At 70.6% G+C, this 17,840-nt stretch carries 16 protein-coding genes, 1 tRNA gene and 1 pseudogene; 7 read left to right on the top strand and 11 right to left on the bottom strand.

All coding sequences use genetic code 11. The features are described from left to right. Window positions 1-240: 240 nt before the first annotated feature. Window positions 241-1,017: a LuxR C-terminal-related transcriptional regulator gene (locus tag ACWD02_RS24910; RefSeq protein ID WP_160505515.1), complete on the top strand. Its 777-nt coding sequence runs from the start codon at window positions 241-243 to the stop codon at window positions 1,015-1,017. On the opposite strand, the gene ACWD02_RS24905 is transcribed toward ACWD02_RS24910, so the two are convergent. Further along, window positions 976-1,473 (bottom strand): MarR family winged helix-turn-helix transcriptional regulator, encoded by a 498-nt coding sequence (locus ACWD02_RS24905; protein ID WP_451214640.1) that lies wholly within the window; start codon window positions 1,471-1,473, stop codon window positions 976-978. The genes ACWD02_RS24910 and ACWD02_RS24905 overlap by 42 nt on opposite strands. Before the next feature lie 145 nt (window positions 1,474-1,618). Between ACWD02_RS24905 and ACWD02_RS24900 the strand changes: the two genes are divergently transcribed. Further along, window positions 1,619-2,461, top strand: coding sequence for a trans-aconitate 2-methyltransferase (locus ACWD02_RS24900; protein WP_451214639.1), 843 nt, complete (start codon window positions 1,619-1,621; stop codon window positions 2,459-2,461). A gap of 3 nt (window positions 2,462-2,464) precedes the next feature. After that, complete coding sequence (locus ACWD02_RS24895; protein WP_451214638.1) at window positions 2,465-2,833, top strand: VOC family protein; 369 nt, start codon at window positions 2,465-2,467, stop codon at window positions 2,831-2,833. Between the two features lie 29 nt (window positions 2,834-2,862). Here ACWD02_RS24895 and ACWD02_RS24890 read toward each other — a convergent pair whose 3' ends face one another. After that, window positions 2,863-3,549 carry a TetR family transcriptional regulator gene (locus ACWD02_RS24890; protein ID WP_451214637.1) on the bottom strand — a complete coding sequence of 229 codons (687 nt, stop codon included), beginning with the start codon at window positions 3,547-3,549 and terminating at the stop codon, window positions 2,863-2,865. Continuing rightward, on the bottom strand, window positions 3,546-4,559 hold the full coding sequence (locus ACWD02_RS24885; protein ID WP_451214636.1) for an acyl-CoA desaturase: 1,014 nt from the start codon (window positions 4,557-4,559) through the stop codon (window positions 3,546-3,548). Before ACWD02_RS24885 ends, ACWD02_RS24890 begins: the two co-directional genes overlap by 4 nt. Window positions 4,560-4,847: 288 nt before the next feature. On the opposite strand from ACWD02_RS24885, the gene ppc reads away from it, so the two are divergent. Continuing rightward, window positions 4,848-7,580, top strand: a complete 2,733-nt coding sequence (gene ppc, locus ACWD02_RS24880) for a phosphoenolpyruvate carboxylase (protein ID WP_451214635.1) — start codon at window positions 4,848-4,850, stop codon at window positions 7,578-7,580. A gap of 45 nt (window positions 7,581-7,625) precedes the next feature. Here ppc and ACWD02_RS24875 read toward each other — a convergent pair whose 3' ends face one another. The 6 genes from ACWD02_RS24875 to ACWD02_RS24850 form a co-directional block, all read right to left on the bottom strand. After that, window positions 7,626-8,087 (bottom strand): hypothetical protein, encoded by a 462-nt coding sequence (locus ACWD02_RS24875; protein WP_451214634.1) that lies wholly within the window; start codon window positions 8,085-8,087, stop codon window positions 7,626-7,628. A gap of 102 nt (window positions 8,088-8,189) precedes the next feature. Next, on the bottom strand, window positions 8,190-8,792 hold the full coding sequence (gene pth / locus ACWD02_RS24870) for an aminoacyl-tRNA hydrolase (RefSeq protein ID WP_451214633.1): 603 nt from the start codon (window positions 8,790-8,792) through the stop codon (window positions 8,190-8,192). A gap of 96 nt (window positions 8,793-8,888) precedes the next feature. Then, on the bottom strand, window positions 8,889-9,479 hold the full coding sequence (locus ACWD02_RS24865; RefSeq protein ID WP_451214632.1) for a 50S ribosomal protein L25/general stress protein Ctc: 591 nt from the start codon (window positions 9,477-9,479) through the stop codon (window positions 8,889-8,891). A gap of 192 nt (window positions 9,480-9,671) precedes the next feature. Continuing rightward, entirely contained in the window at window positions 9,672-10,649 is a 978-nt protein-coding gene (locus ACWD02_RS24860; protein ID WP_451214631.1) for a ribose-phosphate diphosphokinase, read from the bottom strand. A 136-nt stretch (window positions 10,650-10,785) separates the two neighbouring features. Beyond that, window positions 10,786-12,243 (bottom strand): bifunctional UDP-N-acetylglucosamine diphosphorylase/glucosamine-1-phosphate N-acetyltransferase GlmU, encoded by a 1,458-nt coding sequence (glmU, locus tag ACWD02_RS24855; RefSeq protein ID WP_451214630.1) that lies wholly within the window; start codon window positions 12,241-12,243, stop codon window positions 10,786-10,788. A 116-nt stretch (window positions 12,244-12,359) separates the two neighbouring features. Then, window positions 12,360-12,432, bottom strand: a tRNA-Gln gene (locus ACWD02_RS24850). A 168-nt stretch (window positions 12,433-12,600) separates the two neighbouring features. On the opposite strand from ACWD02_RS24850, the gene ACWD02_RS24845 reads away from it, so the two are divergent. Then, window positions 12,601-13,932, top strand: a complete 1,332-nt coding sequence (locus ACWD02_RS24845; protein ID WP_451214629.1) for a sensor histidine kinase — start codon at window positions 12,601-12,603, stop codon at window positions 13,930-13,932. A 39-nt stretch (window positions 13,933-13,971) separates the two neighbouring features. On the opposite strand, the gene ACWD02_RS24840 is transcribed toward ACWD02_RS24845, so the two are convergent. Both ACWD02_RS24840 and ACWD02_RS24835 read right to left on the bottom strand, forming a co-directional pair. Next, the gene (locus ACWD02_RS24840) at window positions 13,972-14,499 is read right to left on the bottom strand and encodes an SUKH-3 domain-containing protein (RefSeq protein ID WP_451214628.1); all 528 of its coding nucleotides are present in this window, start codon (window positions 14,497-14,499) and stop codon (window positions 13,972-13,974) included. A 52-nt stretch (window positions 14,500-14,551) separates the two neighbouring features. Further along, the gene (locus ACWD02_RS24835; protein ID WP_451214627.1) at window positions 14,552-15,109 is read right to left on the bottom strand and encodes a YwqJ-related putative deaminase; all 558 of its coding nucleotides are present in this window, start codon (window positions 15,107-15,109) and stop codon (window positions 14,552-14,554) included. Window positions 15,110-15,409: 300 nt separating this feature from the next. On the opposite strand from ACWD02_RS24835, the gene ACWD02_RS24830 reads away from it, so the two are divergent. Together ACWD02_RS24830 and ACWD02_RS24825 are read left to right on the top strand one after the other, a co-directional pair. Then, window positions 15,410-16,396: an SMI1/KNR4 family protein gene (locus ACWD02_RS24830; protein ID WP_451214626.1), complete on the top strand. Its 987-nt coding sequence runs from the start codon at window positions 15,410-15,412 to the stop codon at window positions 16,394-16,396. A 7-nt stretch (window positions 16,397-16,403) separates the two neighbouring features. Continuing rightward, window positions 16,404-17,840 (top strand): annotated as a pseudogene (locus ACWD02_RS24825) (SUKH-4 family immunity protein); the annotation flags it as partial.

Below are 17,840 nucleotides of genomic sequence, written 5' to 3'. Positions count from 1 at the left end.
CTTCCGCTCCTGCCGTGCGGCCCTACTCTGAGTGGCAGTGCCGGTGGGGGCCGGCACTGATCAGGGGGCGAGACAGTCGGGTACGACACCCGGCGTGGGGGTGGCAGTCACAGCTCGGCGGCGGCCGTGCGACTGCGGCGACCCCCGTTCCGGGTGTCGTGCCCGCACCGTACGTCCTCGACGTCTTTTCGACGGGGACATCCCCTGCTCTCCGAGGAGAGCTTGGGGGAGGGGGTTTCAGTGGTTCGTATCCGAGTCCTGGTCGTCGACGACCATCGCATCTTCGCCGAGTCGCTCGCGGCGGCACTGGCGGCGGAGCCCGACGTCGACGTGTCCGCGGCGGGCAGCGGCCCGGCCGCACTGCGCTGCCTGGAGCGGGCGATAGCCGAGGGGCGCAGATACGACGTGCTGCTCGTCGACGCCGATCTGGGCGCGTCCGCGAGCGCCGTGCAGGGCGTGCGGCCCGCGCCTTCCGTGCAGGAGGGCAACGCGGACGGCCTGGTGGACGGCATCTCCCTGGTGGCCGGGGTCCGTTCGGGCCAGCCGATGGTGCGCACGGTCGTGCTCGCCGAGAAGGACGACCCGCGCAGGGCCGCCCTCGCGCTGCAGGCCGGCGCCTCGGGCTGGGTCGCCAAGGACTGCTCGCTCTCCCGGCTCCTGACGGTCATACGAGGGGTGCTGCGGGAGGAGACGCATCTGCCGCCCGCGCTGCTCACCGGCGTCCTGCGCGAGCTGACCGCCGCCCGCAAGCACCGCACGGAATCCGAGCGCCTGGTGGAGTCGCTGACCCCGCGCGAGCGCGAGGTGCTGCGCTGCATGGTGGCGGGTCTGGGCCGGAAAGCGGTGGCCGAGCGGCTGTTCCTCTCCCCGCACACGGTGCGTACGCACATGCAGAACGTGCTGGGGAAGCTGGGCGTCCACTCCACGCTGGCGGCCGTCGCGCTCGCGCGCAGGGCGGGGGTGGGTCCGGTCGACCTAGCCGGGGATGTTGTCGAACGGGGCGGTCAACTGGCGTAGCAGTCCGGCGAGTTCGCCGCGCTGTCCGCGCGAGAGCTCGGCGAGGATCGCCCGCTCCTGCTTGAGGAGTCCGGCGAGGGCCTGGTCCGCGCGGTCCTGCCCTTCCCCGGTCAGCCGCACGAGCACGCCCCGCCGGTCGCTCGGATCGGGAAGCCGCTCGACGAGGCCCTTCTTCGCGAGCCGGTCGATGCGGTTGGTCATCGTGCCGGACGTGACCAGGGTCTGGGTGAGGAGCTGTCCGGGGGAGAGCTGGTAGGGCGCGCCCGCGCGCCGCAGAGACGTCAGCACGTCGAACTCCCAGGGCTCGAGACCGTGCTCGGAGAACGCGAGCCTGCGGGCCCTGTCGAGATGCCGCGCGAGCCTGCTGACGCGACTGAGCACCTCGAGTGGTTCCACGTCGAGGTCGGGGCGCTCCCGGCGCCATGCTGCGACCAGACGGTCGACCTCGTCCTCCATGACGATCAGTGTAGGGGGTCTGTCGACATGAAGTCTCTTGACGTCAAGATACTTCGGGTCGAGGATGGCGTTACGACGTGCGCATGGCGCCCGTACGAAGGTGATGTGACGCCGGTACGACGCCTGCGCGAAGGAGGCCCCATCCATGACCGCCGCCCCCGGCAGCAGCCCCGCCCCCACCTGGGACCCGGGTCAGTACCTGCGCCACGCCGGCCACCGCGCCCGCCCCTTCGCGGACCTGCTGGCCCGCATCCCCGAACTCCCCGCCACCGGCGGCCGGTCGCCGCGCGTCGCGGACCTGGGCTGCGGCCCCGGCAACGTCACCCGGCTCCTCGCCGACCGCTGGCCCACGGCGCACATCACGGGCTTCGACAACTCCCCCCAGATGCTGGAGCGGGCCGAGCACCTGGCAGGCCCCACCTCGGGCGGCGGCCGGCTCGACTTCGCCGCGGCCGACGCGGGTGACTGGGCCCCGCCCGAGGGGACGTACGACCTGATCCTGTCCAACGCGACCCTCCAGTGGGTCCCGGGCCACCCCGACTCCTTCCCCGACTGGATCGCGGCGCTCACCCCCGGCGGCACCTTCGCCTTCCAGGTCCCCGGCAACTTCGACGCTCCCAGCCACGTACTGATGCGGGAGCTGAGCGAGTCCGAGCGGTGGCGGGACCGGCTCGGCGGGCGGCTGCGGCACGCGGACGCGGTGCTGTCGCCGACGGCCTACCTGGAACGGCTCGTGGGGCTCGGCTGCGATGCGGACGTCTGGGAGACGACCTACCTGCATCTCCTGGAGGGCGAGGACCCGGTCCTCGACTGGGTGAAGGGAACGGGCCTGCGGCCGGTCCTCACGGCACTGGAGGAGGACGCGGAGGCAAGGGACGCGTTCCTCGCCGAGTACCGCGAGCTGCTGCGCAAGGCATACCCGGCGCGGGAGGGCGGCACCGTCTTCCCCTTCCGCAGGGTCTTCGCGGTGGCCCGGCGGGAGGGCTGAGGCGTGACACTCGTCGGCATCGACCATGTGCAGCTCGCCGCGCCACCCGGCAGTGAGCCGGCGCTCCGGGCCTACTACGCCGGCGTGCTGGGCATGGCGGAGATCCCCAAGCCGCCCGCGCTCGCCGCGCGGGGCGGTTGCTGGTTCCTGGCGGGGGCCGTCCAGCTGCACCTCGGCATCGAGGCGGACTTCCGCCCCGCCCGCAAAGCGCACCCAGGACTGCGGGTACGGGACATCACCGCGTACGCGGAACGCCTTTCCTCGCGGGGCGTTCCCGTGACCTGGGACCACGCCCTGCCGGGCCACCGGCGCTTCTACGCGGACGACCCGGTGGGCAACCGCCTGGAGTTCCTGGAACCGGAACAGCCATAGCCCCCGGCGGGGGCCGGCTCTTCCCGGGGCTAACTCTTCCTGTGACCTATCAGGCGCGGCTTCGCCTCCAGGCCGTCCAGACCGTGCCACGCCAGGTTCACCAGATGCGCCGCCACCTCCGCCTTCTTCGGCTTGCGGGCGTCCAGCCACCACTGCCCCGTCAGCGCGACCATGCCGACCAGCGCCTGGGCGTACAGCGGGGCCAGCTTCTGGTCGAAGCCCCGTGTCTTGAACTCCTGGCCCAGGATGTCCTCGACCTGCGTCGCGATGTCCGAGATGAGCGAGGCGAAGGTGCCCGTCGACTGCGCCACCGGCGAGTCACGGACCAGGATGCGGAAACCGTCCGTGTACGTCTCGATGTAGTCCAGGAGGGCGAACGCCGCCTGCTCCAGGAGCTCACGAGGATGGCCCGCCGTCAGCGCCCCCTCCACACCGTCGAGCAGCGCCCGCATCTCGCGGTCCACCACCACCGCGTAAAGACCTTCCTTGCCGCCGAAGTGCTCGTACACGACAGGCTTGGAGACCCCGGCCTTCGCCGCGATCTCCTCCACCGACGTGCCCTCGAAGCCCTTGGCCGCGAAGAGGGTGCGGCCGATGTCCAGCAACTGCTCCCGGCGCTCGGCACCCGTCATCCGGGTCCGGCGCGTACGCCGGGGCTGCTTCTCTTTGCTGGAAGGGCTGGAATTGCTGGAGTCGGTCGCCACGTCGTCAATCATGCCGGTCCGACGGTCTTCTGCTTCCGGCGGGAGTCGATACGGGACTCGGACGGCCAGCGCACGTCCGTCGCCCACCCCAACTGCTCGCACCAGCGGATGATCCGCGCCGACGAGTCGACCTGGCCCTTCAGCACACCGTGCCGCGCCGACGTCGGGTCGGCGTGGTGCAGGTTGTGCCACGACTCGCCGCAGGACAGGACCGCGAGCCACCACACGTTGCCGGAGCGGTCACGCGACTTGAACGGGCGCTTGCCGACCGCGTGGCAGATCGAGTTGATCGACCACGTCACGTGGTGCAGCAGCGCGACCCGGACCAGCGAGCCCCAGAAGAACGCCGTGAAGGCACCCCACCACGACATCGTCACCAGGCCGCCCACCAGCGGCGGGATCGCCAGCGACACGATCGTCCAGAGCAGGAACTGGCGGGAGATCGCGCGCAGCGCCGGGTCCTTGATCAGGTCCGGCGCGTACTTCTCCTGCGACGTCTGCTCCTCGTCGAACATCCACCCGATGTGCGCCCACCACAGGCCCTTCATCAGGGCCGGGACCGTCTCGCCGAAGCGCCACGGGGAGTGCGGGTCGCCCTCCGCGTCGGAGAACTTGTGGTGCTTGCGGTGGTCCGCCACCCAGCGCACCAGCGGGCCCTCGACGGCCATCGACCCCGCCACGGCCAGCGCGATCCGCAGCGGACGCTTCGCCTTGAAGGAACCGTGCGTGAAGTAGCGGTGGAAACCGATCGTGATGCCGTGGCAGCCCAGGTAGTACATGAACACCAGCAGGCCGATGTCCAGCCAGCTCACCCCCCAGCCCCAGGCCAGCGGGACCGTCGCGATCAGGGCGAGGAACGGGACGGTGATGAAGAGCAGCAGCGCCAGCTGCTCCAGCGAACGTTTCTGCTCACCGCCCAGCGTCGCGGACGGGACGGAAGGCGACGAAGCGGCATCAGTCGACTGCCGCGAAGCGTCTTCGATCACATCGGTGTCGGAATACGCATCGGAAGATGTGGTCATGGGCACGTCCCCTGTGGGGTCGAGGATGAGGGTCACGGCGCGGGTGCGGCGGGCGCACGATCACGGGTCCCGCGTTGGCTACGGTCCCGTAACCTACGGCATCGTAACTATGGCAGCGCGGAACCCGGCGGCACGAGGCCGCGAGTACGTGCCGCGATGTGACACCTATCCTTGGAATCGGTCGGACAGCGCGGTCCGCTCTCTCTCATTCCCCCGGAAGCCGGATTCATATCTCCCGGGGACCCCTCCCAGACCTGACGTGCTTCAACACTGCAAGGAGCCGCACCTGTGAGCAGTGCCGACGACCAGACCACCACAGCCAGCACCGAGCTGCGCGCCGACATCCGCCGCCTCGGCGACCTGCTGGGCGAGACCCTCGTACGTCAGGAGGGTCCCGAGCTCCTCGAACTGGTCGAGAAGGTCCGCCGCCTGACCCGTGAGGACGGCGAGGCCGCCGCGCGCCTGCTCGGTGGCACCGAACTGGAGACCGCGGCCAAGCTGGTCCGCGCCTTCTCCACGTACTTCCACCTGGCCAACGTGACCGAGCAGGTCCACCGCGGACGCGAGCTGCGCACCCGCCGGGCCGCCGAGGGCGGGCTCCTCGCCCGTACCGCCGACCGGCTCAAGGACGCCGACCCCGAGCACCTGCGCCAGACCGTGGAGCACCTGAACGTGCGCCCCGTCTTCACCGCGCACCCCACCGAGGCCGCCCGCCGCTCCGTCCTCAACAAGCTGCGCCGCATCGCCGAGCTCCTCGAGACCCCGGTCATCGAGTCCGACCGGCGCCGCCACGACACCCGCCTGGCCGAGAGCATCGACCTGGTGTGGCAGACCGACGAGCTGCGCGTCGTCCGTCCGGAACCCGCGGACGAGGCCCGCAACGCCATCTACTACCTGGACGAACTGCACGCGGGCGCCGTCGGCGACGTACTGGAAGACCTCACCGCCGAGCTGGAGCGCGTCGGCGTCCAGCTCCCCGAGGGCACCCGGCCGCTCACCTTCGGCACCTGGATCGGCGGCGACCGCGACGGCAACCCGAACGTGACGCCCGCCGTCACCTGGGACGTCCTGATCCTCCAGCACGAGCACGGCATCAACGACGCCCTCGCCCTCGTCGACGAGCTGCGCGGCTTCCTCTCCAACTCCATCCGCTACACCGGAGCCACCGAGGAACTGAAGGCCTCCCTCCAGCTCGACCTGGAGCGGCTCCCCGAGATCAGCCCCCGCTACAAGCGGCTGAACGCCGAGGAGCCCTACCGCCTGAAGGCCACCTGCATCCGGCAGAAGCTGGAGAACACCAAGGAGCGCCTGGCCCGCGGCACCGCCCACGAGGACGGCCGCGACTACCTCGGCACCGGCGAGCTCCTGCACGACCTCACCCTGGTCCAGACGTCGCTGCGCGAGCACAAGGGCGCCCTCTTCGCCGACGGCCGCATGAACCGCACGATCCGTACGCTCGCCGCGTTCGGCCTGCAGCTCGCCACCATGGACGTACGCGAGCACGCCGACGCCCACCACCACGCGCTCGGCCAGCTCTTCGACCGCCTGGGCGAGGAGTCCTGGCGTTACGTGGACATGCCGCGCGAGTACCGGCAGAAGCTGCTCGCCAAGGAGCTGCGCTCCCGCAGGCCGCTCGGACCGCAGCCGGCCCCGCTGGACGCCGCGGGCGAGAAGACCCTCGGCGTCTTCCTCACCGTCAAGAAGGCCCTGCAGGTCTTCGGACCCGAGGTCATCGAGTCGTACATCATCTCGATGTGCCAGGGCGCCGACGACGTGTTCGCGGCCGCCGTCCTCGCCCGCGAGGCGGGCCTGATCGACCTGCACGCCGGCTGGGCGAAGATCGGCATCGTGCCGCTCCTGGAGACGACGGACGAGCTGCGCGCCGCCGACGTCATCCTCGACGAGATGCTCGCCGACCCCTCCTACCGCAGGCTCGTCGCCCTTCGGGGCGACGTCCAGGAGGTCATGCTCGGCTACTCCGACTCCTCCAAGTTCGGCGGCATCACCACCTCGCAGTGGGAGATCCACCGCGCGCAGAGGCGTCTGCGTGACGTCGCGCACCGGTACGGGGTGCGGCTGAGGCTGTTCCACGGCCGCGGCGGAACGGTGGGGCGTGGCGGCGGCCCCTCGCACGACGCGATCCTCGCGCAGCCGTGGGGCACGCTCGAGGGCGAGATCAAGGTGACCGAGCAGGGCGAGGTCATCTCCGACAAGTACCTCGTGCCGTCGCTGGCCAGGGAGAACCTCGAACTGACCGTGGCGGCGACGCTGCAGGCATCCGCCCTGCACACCTCTCCCCGCCAGTCCGACGAGGCGCTGGCCCGCTGGGACGCCGCGATGGACGTCGTCTCGGACGCCGCGCACTCCGCATACCGGCGGCTCGTCGAGGACCCGGACCTGCCGACGTACTTCCTCGCCTCGACGCCGGTCGACCAGCTCGCCGACCTGCACCTGGGCTCGCGGCCCTCGCGCCGCCCCGGCTCGGGCGTCTCGCTCGACGGCCTGCGCGCCATCCCGTGGGTCTTCGGCTGGACCCAGTCGCGGCAGATCGTGCCCGGCTGGTTCGGCGTCGGCTCCGGCCTCAAGGCACTGCGGGAAGCCGGTCTGGACACCGTGCTCGGCGAGATGCAGGAGCACTGGCACTTCTTCCGGAACTTCCTCTCGAACGTCGAGATGACGCTCGCGAAGACGGACCTGCGGATCGCCCGTCACTACGTGGACACGCTCGTCCCCGACGAGCTGAAGCACGTCTTCGACGTCATCGAGGCCGAGCACGCGCTGACGGTCCAGGAAGTCCTGCGGATCACCGGCGGTACGAAGCTGCTCGACTCCCACCCGGAGCTCCAGCAGACCTTCGGCATCCGTGACGCCTACCTGGACCCGATCTCGTACCTCCAGGTCGCGCTCCTCAAGCGGCAGCGTGACGCGGCAGCGGCGGGCGAGGAACCGGACCCCCTGCTGGGCCGAGCCCTCCTCCTGACCGTCAACGGCGTGGCCGCGGGCCTGCGCAACACCGGCTGAGCCTCCCGGGTGGGCGCTCCGGGACCCGGAGCGCCCACCCGCGGGTCAGAAGGTGAGGGTCACGAAAGAGGCCGTCAGAAGGCCGGTGCCCGTCAAGGCCAGGGTCCATGCCGTGCGGGGCAGGCGCAGGCCCCCCGCCACCACCACCGAGGAAAGCAGCAGCGCCCCGCCCAGCGGCAGCCACGCGTGGAGGAACCCGGGGCCACCCGTGCGGACCACCTCGTCGGTGCCGGGCTTCACCGCCACCGGAATCCGCTCCCCCTTCTCCTCCGCGATCGAGCGGTCGATCACGACCTTCTCGCGGGACGGGAACCCGGCGGTCGAGGAGACGTAGGAACCGAAGCAGTCGTCCGAGGAACACCGCGTCACCCGCATCGTGCCCCGCTCACGGTCATCGGTGAGCATCACGTGCTGCGCCGTGCCCCAGGACGCCCAGAAACCCGCGACGAGCAACAGCGCCGCGAGCGCGCCCATCGCCACCCGGCGGAGGAGTAGGAGCGCGTTCATGGCGGCGATCCTTGGCCATGGGCATGCGCTCAGTCAACAGTCCTGGGCCATCGCCCAGGAGCAGCCCAGGAACAGCCCAGGAAAAACCGCCCAGCAAACGGTTCAGGAGTTGTACGAACTCTGCGCCCGCTCCAGGCCCTCGATCACCAGAGCCTCCGCCGCGTCCGCGGCCCGGTCCACGAAGTAGCCGAGCTCCTTGCGCTCCGCCGACGAGAAGTCCTTCAACACGAAGTCCGCGACCTGCATCCGCCCCGGCGGACGCCCGATCCCGAACCGCACCCGGTGGTAGTCCGGACCCATCGCCTTCGTCATCGACTTCAGACCGTTGTGGCCGTTGTCGCCACCACCCAGCTTCAGCCGCAACGTGCCGTAGTCGATGTCAAGCTCGTCGTGGACCGCGACGATGTTCGCCGTCGGGACCTTGTAGAAATCACGCAGCGCCGTCACCGGGCCACCCGACACGTTCATGTACGACATCGGCTTCGCCAGGACCACCCGGCGGTTCGCCGGGCCCACCGGACCGATCCGGCCCTCGAGCACCTGCGCCTGCGCACGCCCGCTCCGCTTGAACGAACCACCGATCCGCTCCGCGAGGAGATCGGCCACCATGAAGCCCACGTTGTGCCGGTTCATGGCGTACCCAGGGCCTGGATTGCCCAGCCCCACGATCAGCCACGGCGCACTGGGGTCCGTCGTCATCTGCATGTCTCCTTCATAGCCCAACCGCCGCCCCGCGCAGGAGCGCGGAGCGGCGGTCGGCAGAGTCGAGCCCTGAGGAGCTCAGTCGAGCGAGGTCGAGGCTCAGGCCTCGGCGGAGTCGCCCTCGGCCTCGGTCTCCGAGGCCTCCTCGGCCTGCGCGGCCAGAACCTGGAGGACGACGGTGTCTTCCTCGACGGCCAGGACCGTGCCGGTGGGCAGCGGGATGTCCTTGGCGAGGACGGTCGCACCGGCCTCGAGACCGGCGATGGAGACGGTGACCGACTCCGGGATGTGCGTGGCCTCGGCCTCGACGGGCAGCGCGTTCAGGACGTGCTCGAGCAGGTTGCCGCCCGGGGCGAGCTCGCCCTCGGTGTGCACGTAGATGTCGACGTTGACCTTCTCGCCCTTGCGGACGAGGAGCAGGTCGACGTGCTCGAGGATGCCGATGCGCACGGCGTCACGCTGGACGGCCTTCGGGATGACCAGGTGGCTCTTGCCGTCGATGTCCAGGTTGATCAGGACGTTCGGGGTCTTCAGCGCCATCAGGGTGCCGTGGTGCGGCAGCGTGATGTGGATCGGGTCGCCGCCGTGGCCGTAGACAACGGCGGGAAGCTTGTCGGCGCGACGCAGGCGGCGGGCAGCGCCCTTGCCGAACTCACTGCGGAGCTCAGCGGCGATCTTTACCTCGGACATGTGCACTCCTCGTAAAAATGGTGACGAAACAGAGTCGGTCACCCGGCCACGACTTACTGGCCTGCTACGAAGAGCGCGTCGATAACGGACCGCCGTACTGCAATGAGTACGGCCTCCCTCGCCGAGCAACTCCGTGAGTCTACCCGGCGGGGAGGCCGCTCCAAAAATCGATCTTCGGCAAGCCCCGAAGAGCTACGCCTGCTCGTCGAAGAGGCTCGTCACCGAACCGTCCTCGAAGACCTCACGCACCGCGTTCGCGATGGTCGGCGCGATCGAGAGCACCGTGATCTTGTCGAGCTCAAGGTCGCCCGGGTCGGGCAGCGTGTCCGTGAACACGAACTCGCTCACCTTCGAGTTCTTCAGACGGTCCGCGGCCGGACCGGAGAGCACACCGTGCGTCGCCGTGACGATGACGTCCTCCGCACCGTGCGCGAACAGCGCGTCGGCGGCGGCGCAGATCGTGCCACCCGTGTCGATCATGTCGTCGACCAGGACGCAGACGCGGCCCTCCACCTCACCCACGACCTCGTGGACGGTGACCTGATTGGCGACGTCCTTGTCGCGGCGCTTGTGCACGATCGCCAGCGGCGCACCGAGACGGTCGCACCAGCGGTCGGCGACGCGCACGCGGCCGGCGTCGGGGGAGACCACGGTCAGCTTCGAACGGTCGACCTTCGCGCCCACGTAGTCCGCGAGGATCGGCAGCGCGAACAGGTGGTCCACCGGGCCGTCGAAGAAGCCCTGGATCTGGTCCGTGTGCAGGTCCACCGTGAGGATGCGGTCCGCGCCCGCCGTCTTCATCAGGTCCGCCACCATGCGGGCCGAGATCGGCTCACGACCGCGGTGCTTCTTGTCCTGGCGCGCGTAGCCGTAGAACGGCACGATCACGGTGATGGAGCGGGCCGACGCGCGCTTCAGCGCGTCGATCATGATCAACTGCTCCATGATCCACTTGTTGATCGGAGCCGTGTGGCTCTGGATCAAGAAGCAGTCCGCGCCACGAGCCGACTCCTGATACCGCACATAGATCTCGCCGTTGGCGAAATCGAAGGCCTTCGTCGGCACGATGCCGACACCCAGCTTGTGTGCGACCTCCTCGGCCAACTCGGGGTGGGCGCGGCCGGAGAAGAGCATCAACTTCTTCTCGCCGGTCGTCTTGATCCCGGTCACAGCACTAGTCTCCTCAGACGAGTTCTTCCCGCTGCCGTCCTCGCACGCCCCGGAAGTTCACAGTCCCGATGCGCTGAGTCGGCCGAAATGGTGTGCATCTATCACGGTACGCCGTGTCCGACGCACCTGTTTCCGGTCAGCTTCCGCTTGCCGGAATCCCGGGCTCCCCGGACGACGCCTCCGCCGCCCTCGCGGCCGCGCTGCCCGGACGCTTGCGCGCCACCCAACCCTCGATATTCCGTTGCTGCCCACGGGCCACAGCCAGCGAACCCGCCGGAACATCCTTCGTGATGACCGAACCCGCCGCCGTGTAAGCCCCGTCCCCAACAGTGACAGGAGCCACAAACATGTTGTCCGAACCGGTCTTGCAGTGCGACCCCACCGTCGTGTGGTGCTTCGCCTCACCGTCGTAGTTCACAAAGACGCTGGCAGCACCGATGTTGGTGAAGTCACCGATCGTCGCGTCACCCACATACGACAAGTGCGGCACCTTCGTGCCCTCACCGATCGTCGCGTTCTTCATCTCCACATACGTACCCGCCTTGGCCTTCAGACCAAGCCGGGTGCCCGGCCGCAGATACGCGAACGGACCGACGCTCGCCTGCTCCCCGACCTCCGAGTCGTACGCCACCGTGTTGTCCACCCGGGCGCCCGCACCGACCTTGGTGTTCGTCAGGCGGGTGTTGGGCCCGACCTCGGCGCCCTCACCGAGATGCGTGGCGCCGTGGAGCTGCGTGCCGGGGTGCACCAGCGCGTCCTGCTCGTACGTCACCGTCGCGTCGATCCACGTCGACGCCGGGTCCACCACCGTCACGCCGGCCAGCATCGCCTCCGTGAGCAGCCGGTCGTTCAAAGTGCGGCGGGCCTCGGCCAGTTGCACACGGTTGTTGATCCCCGCGATCTCCTCGTGATCACCGGTGACGGCCGCGCCCACCCGATGCCCCGCCTCACGCAGGATCCCCAGGACATCCGTGAGGTACTCCTCGCCCTGACTGTTGTCCGTACGCACCTTGCCCAGCGCCTTCGCGAGCAGCTGCCCGTCGAACGCGAACACACCGGAGTTGATCTCACGGATCAGACGCTGCTTCTCGGTGGCGTCCTTGTGCTCCACGATCCCGGTCACCGCGCCGCTCTCGCCGTCCCGCACGATCCGCCCGTAACCGGTCGCGTCCGGTACCTCGGCGGTCAGCACGGTGACGGCGTTGCCGTCACCCGTGTGCGTCTCGGCCAGCTTCCGGAGCGTCGCACCGGTCAGCAGCGGGGTGTCACCACACACGACGATGACGGTCCCGTCCACGGCACCGCCGAGCTCGTCCAGACCGATGCGGACCGCGTGGCCCGTGCCCTTCTGCTCGCTCTGGTACGCCGTGCGCACGTCCGGAGCGATCGTCCCCAGATGCGCGACGACCTGCTCGCGGGCGAACCCGACGACGGTGACGAGCCGCTCCGGGCTCAGCGCGTACGCGGCTTCGAGCACATGCCCGATGAGGGAACGCCCACAGATCTCATGCAGGACCTTGGGAGTGGCCGACTTCATACGGGTGCCCTCACCCGCTGCAAGGACGACGACGGCTGCCGGGCTGTTGGCGCTCACGGGGGTGCCCTTCGGCTTCGGATGTGCGGGGAGTGGACATCCGCAGGATACCGGGGCGTTGTGGGGCGGAAATGAGGGCGGGTCCTGACCTTGTGGTCAGGACCCGGACTGTGCGGCTCCCCCATCAGGATTCGAACCTGAACATACGGTACCAAAAACCGCAGTGCTGCCTGATTACACCATGGGGGACTAAACCCGACTAAACGGACATTCGGTCAGTCCGCCGGGTTGGCTCCCAACACTATGCCGTACCAAGCGCCTTCCATGCGACGGATGAACTGGAGCACCTTGGTGCGGCGGTCGCCGAGCCGGAAACTCGCCGGAAAAGGAGGGCTTGTCGCCCGTAGGCTGGAAGGCATGACCACGACGGGGGAGAGCCACAGTGCGGCCTTGAGCGGGCCGTGGTGGTGGGAGCGGCGGCGCAGTGCCGTGCTGGACGTGGGGCTCGCGCTGGCCTCGGCGGCGGAGTGCGGGGCCGAGGGGATCACGTTCGCGAGGGACACGGGGATTCCCACGGGGGTGGGGGTCGCGTTCGGGGTGTTGGCGGGGGCTTCGCTGGTGTTGCGGCGGCGGTGGCCGATCGCCGTGGTGCTCATTTCGATTGCGATCACGCCCGCTCAGATGGGGATCTTCCTGACTGTCGTCGGGCTCTACACGCTGGCCGCCTCTGAACTGCCCCGGCGGATCATCGGGTCGCTTGCCGGGATGTCCTTGCTCGGGACGCTCATCGTGACGCTCGTGCGGACCCGGCAGGACATGGAGAGCGGGGATCTGGGGTTCGCGGAGGGGTTCATACCGTTCATCGCGATCACCACGTCCATCGGTCTGACCGCGCCGCCCATTCTGCTGGGGCTGTACATCGGGGCGCGGCGGCGGCTCATGGAGAGCCTGCGGGAGCGTGCCGACAGTCTGAAGGGTGAGCTGCAGCTGCTCGCCGAGCGGGCGGAGGAGCGGGCGGAGTGGGCGCGCAACGAGGAGCGGACCCGGATCGCGCGGGAGATGCATGACGTCGTCGCGCACCGGGTGAGTCTGATGGTCGTGCATGCCGCCGCCTTGCAGGCCGTCGCGCGGAAGGACCCCGAGAAGGCCGTCAAGAACGCGGCTCTGGTGGGTGACATGGGGCGGCAGGCGCTGACGGAGTTGCGCGAGATGCTGGGTGTGCTGCGGACCGGGGAGCCCACGCCCGCGGCGGGGGGCCGTCACGGGTCGGTGTCGGACGTGATGCCGTTGGCGGCTGTCGGGTTCGCCGCCGCTGCCGCCGCCTCGCGTGCGGTGGACGAGGACGGGCCGTCTCTGGCGGAGCTGGACGAGCTGGTGGGGCAGTCCCGCGCGGCGGGGATGGCGGTGGATCTCTCCGTGGAGGGTGAGTCCCGTGCGTACGCGGCGGACGTCGAGCAGACCGCGTACCGAGTGGTCCAGGAGGCGTTGACCAACGTGCACAAGCATGCCGCGGGCGCCAAGACGTACGTACGTCTCGCGCACCGCGGTGCGGAGATCGCGATGCAGGTGGAGAACGAGCCGCCGCCGGAGGTGGGTCCGGGCGACGCCCGGCTGCCGAGTGGGGGCAATGGCCTGGTGGGCATGAAGGAGCGGGTCGTCGCGCTGGGCGGCGTCTTCGTGTCGGGCCCGACGGACGCGGGCGGCTTCCGGGTGTCGGCGGTGCTGCCGGCGGCGGCCCAGGTCGCGTAGCGGGTGGTTTCGCGGCCTGCCCGGCCTGACGACCGTTTCTCAGCCCGCCTTGAGGCGTTCCGGTTGGGTGCCGGAGGCCAGGGTGGCGAGGGCTTCGTCGATGTGGGCGCCCAGGTACCAGTCGCCGCTGTGGTCGAGGCTGTAGACGCGGCCTTCCGCGTCGATGGCCAGGAGCGCCTGGGTCTCCGTCTCCTCTCCTATGGGGCACACCTCGGTGTCGAGGGCGCGGCCCAGGTCGCCGAGGGTGCGGGCGAGGTGGAGGCCGTAGAGGGGGTCCAGGTGCACGGCGGCGGGCGCTATGTGGCGGCCGGGGCCCTGCGGGGTGATGTGCAGTCCGCCGAACTCGGCCCAGGCCTCGACGGCGGCGGGGAAGACGGCGTGCTGGTGTCCCGCGGGTGAGGTGTGGCGGCGCAGGACGTCGGCCCAGATCTCGGCCTGCTTTATGTCCCACCGTCCGGGGGTCCAGCCGGCGGCGCGCAGGGCGGCGTCGACGGGGACGGGGAAGCGGGGGGATGCGGCGGTCTGGGTGGCGTGTGCGGGGTTCTCGGTGTGCGGTTCGGTGTGCATGGGCGGCCCTCGTTGCGGTTCGCGGTGCGCGTGTGCGGTTCGGTGGTGGGGATCAGGATTCGGGTGTCGCGGGTTCCACGATCCGTACGCCGAAGTGCGCGGTGAGGGCGGTGCAGGAGCGGCAGGGGCGGGCGAAGCCGCCGTGCAGCGGGTCGCCGTCCTCGCGGATGCGGCGGGTGGTGAGCTTGGCGTGCTTGAGGGCTTTGCGGGCCTCGCCGTTGGTCATCGGTTTTCGTGCCGCGCGTTTGGAGCGGCTTCCGTCGGCCGTCGTGAGGTGGCGTGAGATGAGGATGGCTTCGGCGCACCGTCCGGTGAAGCGTTCGCGTTGACCGCTTGTGAGGGTGTCGAGGAAGTCCTGTACGAGTGGGTGCAGGGCGGGGGGTTCCTCGCCGCGGCCCGCGGTGCTGGTGAGGGTCGCGCCGCGTACGGAGAGCGCGGCGGCGACGGTGGGAAGTATGCCGTCGCGGCGTTGGCGCAGCATGGGTGCGTGTGCGGACGCGCTGCTCCAGCCGACGCGTGGATCTCCCGCGTCGGCGGTGTGCTCGGCGGTCGCCGAGGGCGCCGCCGTGGCCGCTGTGTTGTGGGCCGTACCGGTCTGTGCCGTGTGCATGGTGGTGCTTCCCTCCCCGCAACTCGCGGCTGTGACCGCGTGTGCCACGCCCCCGCGTTGCGGGGACAGCCTGCCAAATGGGGCGGGTGGTGCGGAAGCTGGGGCACCGCGACACGCCCGGCTTTCGTCGCACGGTGACGGTCCGGTGGCTGCTGGTCATGGAACCGGAGGCCCGGTGACCGGTGTCGTCCTTGCGCATAGGCTGTCGACATCCGCAGACCGCGGAACGCAGGACGAAGTCGCACAATCCACGCACACCGATCCGCGAAACCATTAACAGTGCCGCAGGGGGCAACCGCCATGACGACAGGTCGGCTGGGGCAGCAGGCCGCACCGCCGAACGCGGCCTACGCCGGGCAGGTCGTGCACTTCCCGGATCCGGTCCGGGCCACGCGCCATCCCAGAGGTGTGCGCGTGGACGAGCACGGCCATCCGGACTTCTCGGCCTACGCGCGTGCGGCCGCCGAGATCGCGGAGCCCCCGGAGGGCTTCGGCGTCGACGAGCTGCGTCTGACGGACTACGTCTCCGCGAACGCGGCGATGGCCGCGGCGGATCACGACCTGTGGGACACGATTCCGCCGGTGGCGACCCCGCACGGCTGGACCTGGCACCACGTGCCGGGCGGTCGGCGTCTCGAGCTGGTCCCGGTGGAGGTGAAGGCACTCCTGCGGCACCACGGAGGGCTCGCCACGACGCCGGTGGACCAGGACAAGAGGGGCACGCGCCCGCTCCAGGAGACCCGCCCGGCGCATCTCGCGCTGCCGAAGTCGGCGGTCGCGGTGACCGAGCAGGAGGTCCTCGGCGCGGAGGAGGAGCTGGGTTACCGGCTGCCCGGCGCCTACCGTTCCTTCCTGAAGGCGGCGGGCGGCTGTGCGCCGGTGGGTACGGCGCTCGACGCCGAGTTGGGCCTCCTGATCGACCAGCCGTTCTTCACGGTGCGGGACGAGGCCGCGGTCAACGACCTGGTGTACGTGAACAAATGCCTGCGCGACCATCTCACCAAGGACTACTTGGGGGTCGGTTTCGTGCAGGGCGGCATCCTGGCCGTGAAGGTCAAGGGTGACGGGATCGGCTCGGTGTGGTTCTGCGCGTACGACGACGCACGGGACGTCTCGGAGACGGCGGGCTGGCAGCCGGCCGAGCGGGTGCAGCGGCTGCTGCTGCCGTGCGGTGACGACTTCGACGCGTTCTTGTCCCGGCTCGCGGGCAATCCGCCGGAGTTGGAGACCGTGGCGAACCTGATGGTGGACGGCGGCTTCGCGCGCGCCGTCCCGGTGGGGGAGTGACTTGTCGATGGTGACCTTCGCGCAGGCGCAGGAGCGCGCCGAGGAATGGATCAACGGCGATGTGCCCGGTTACCAGCACCGTGAGGTGCGGGTAAGGGAGTTCGAGCTGGGTTTCGTCGTGTGGGCGGAGGACCGTGAGAACGGTCCGGTGTCCGACGGCGGCCGTCAGCGGCTCGTCATCGCGCGGGACAGCGGCGACGCCACGCTCTGGCCGGGTCTGCCGGTCGGTGAGGTGATCCGCCGGTACGAGGAGGAGTACGGCGCTCCGGAGACGGCGCCGCAGGACGCGGCGCCGGCCCCGCCCGAGCGGGTCGACCTGAATCAGACGTCGTTCCTGTTGAGCCCCCCGGAGTGGCTCCAGGAGGCGGCGGACAAGCTGGGCATCCCGGATCGCAGGGGGGAGTCGTCCGCGGGTGCGGGTCTCTCGGACGCGAGTCCCTCGGACGCGAGTCCGTCGGATGCGGGTCCGTCGGATGCGGCGCCCGTGGCTCCCGCCGCGTCCGCCTCTCCCGAAGCGCCCGGTGGCGGTACGCCGTGGCCCGCGGCCGGTGGGTCGAGCGGTGCGCCCGCCGGGGCCACCCCGTGGGCCGGTACGGACACCAACGCGGACTCCGGCGACGACCGTTCGGTGCCCGCGCCCGCGACGGTGTTCGCGCCGCCGCTGGTCGGCGGTGACGACGACGACACTCCGCCGCCCGGTGTGGCGCCGGAGGCCAAGACCGCGCTGATGCACGGCGGCAGCGGCCTTCCGTCGACGACGGTGGCACCCGCCCTTGACGGCCCGAACCTGCCGCCCCCCGCGGGCGCCGGTGCTCCCGGTACGCAGCCTCCGGCCGCTCCGGGGCCGAACCTGCCCCCGCCGCCCGCCGGTGCCGCGGTGAACATGCCGCCGCCTCCGGGCGTGAGCGCTCCGGACCCGTCCGCGTACGGCTACCCGCAGGGTGCCGTGCCGCCCGGTGCGGGGGACATCGCCGACGCGGCGACCAGCAAGGCTCAGGCGCCGCCGCGTGGCGCACGGGGCAGCGGCGCCGCGAGTACGCCGCCGCCTCCCGGCGCCCCGGGGACTCCCGGCATGCCGCCGGGCGGTACGCCGCCGCCGTCCGGGCCCGGCGCTCCGGGCACCCCTGCGGGCGGTTACGTCCCGACGCAGTTCGTGTCGGCGCTCGGCCCCGAGGGAGCCCAGCCGCCCGCGGCTCCGGACGCACCGAAGCCGCCCGGCGCTCCGGGTACGCCTCCCGGTGGGGTGCACCATGCGGCGACGATGCTGGCGGACCCGAGTCTGGGTGGGCCTGGCGGGATCAAGCCGCCGGGTGCTCCGGGTGCTCCCGGCGCCCCGCAGCCGCCCGGCCCGCCCGGCGCTCCGGGTACGCCTCCCGGTGGGGTGCACCATGCGGCGACGATGCTGGCGGACCCGAGTCTGGGTGGGCCTGGCGGGATCAAGCCG

The sequence above is a fragment of the Streptomyces sp. NPDC002853 genome, from assembly GCF_053591915.1.
Note: the sequence above shows the minus strand (reverse complement) of the source record. Positions and strands in the feature narration are given on the sequence as shown.

Bases quoted from the DNA above. Each gene is read 5' to 3' on its own strand.
- ACWD02_RS24905 (WP_451214640.1), bottom strand. From the start codon at position 1,473: ATGGAGGACGAGGTCGACCGTCTGGTCGCAGCATGGCGCCGGGAGCGC.
- ACWD02_RS24830 (WP_451214626.1), top strand. From the start codon at position 15,410: ATGACGACAGGTCGGCTGGGGCAGCAGGCCGCACCGCCGAACGCGGCC.
- pth (WP_451214633.1), bottom strand. From the start codon at position 8,792: ATGCAGATGACGACGGACCCCAGTGCGCCGTGGCTGATCGTGGGGCTG.
- ACWD02_RS24840 (WP_451214628.1), bottom strand. From the start codon at position 14,499: ATGCACACCGAACCGCACACCGAGAACCCCGCACACGCCACCCAGACC.
- ACWD02_RS24890 (WP_451214637.1), bottom strand. From the start codon at position 3,549: ATGATTGACGACGTGGCGACCGACTCCAGCAATTCCAGCCCTTCCAGC.
- ACWD02_RS24885 (WP_451214636.1), bottom strand. From the start codon at position 4,559: ATGACCACATCTTCCGATGCGTATTCCGACACCGATGTGATCGAAGAC.
- ACWD02_RS24845 (WP_451214629.1), top strand. From the start codon at position 12,601: ATGACCACGACGGGGGAGAGCCACAGTGCGGCCTTGAGCGGGCCGTGG.
- ACWD02_RS24900 (WP_451214639.1), top strand. From the start codon at position 1,619: ATGACCGCCGCCCCCGGCAGCAGCCCCGCCCCCACCTGGGACCCGGGT.
- ACWD02_RS24875 (WP_451214634.1), bottom strand. From the start codon at position 8,087: ATGAACGCGCTCCTACTCCTCCGCCGGGTGGCGATGGGCGCGCTCGCG.
- ACWD02_RS24865 (WP_451214632.1), bottom strand. From the start codon at position 9,479: ATGTCCGAGGTAAAGATCGCCGCTGAGCTCCGCAGTGAGTTCGGCAAG.
- ACWD02_RS24835 (WP_451214627.1), bottom strand. From the start codon at position 15,109: ATGCACACGGCACAGACCGGTACGGCCCACAACACAGCGGCCACGGCG.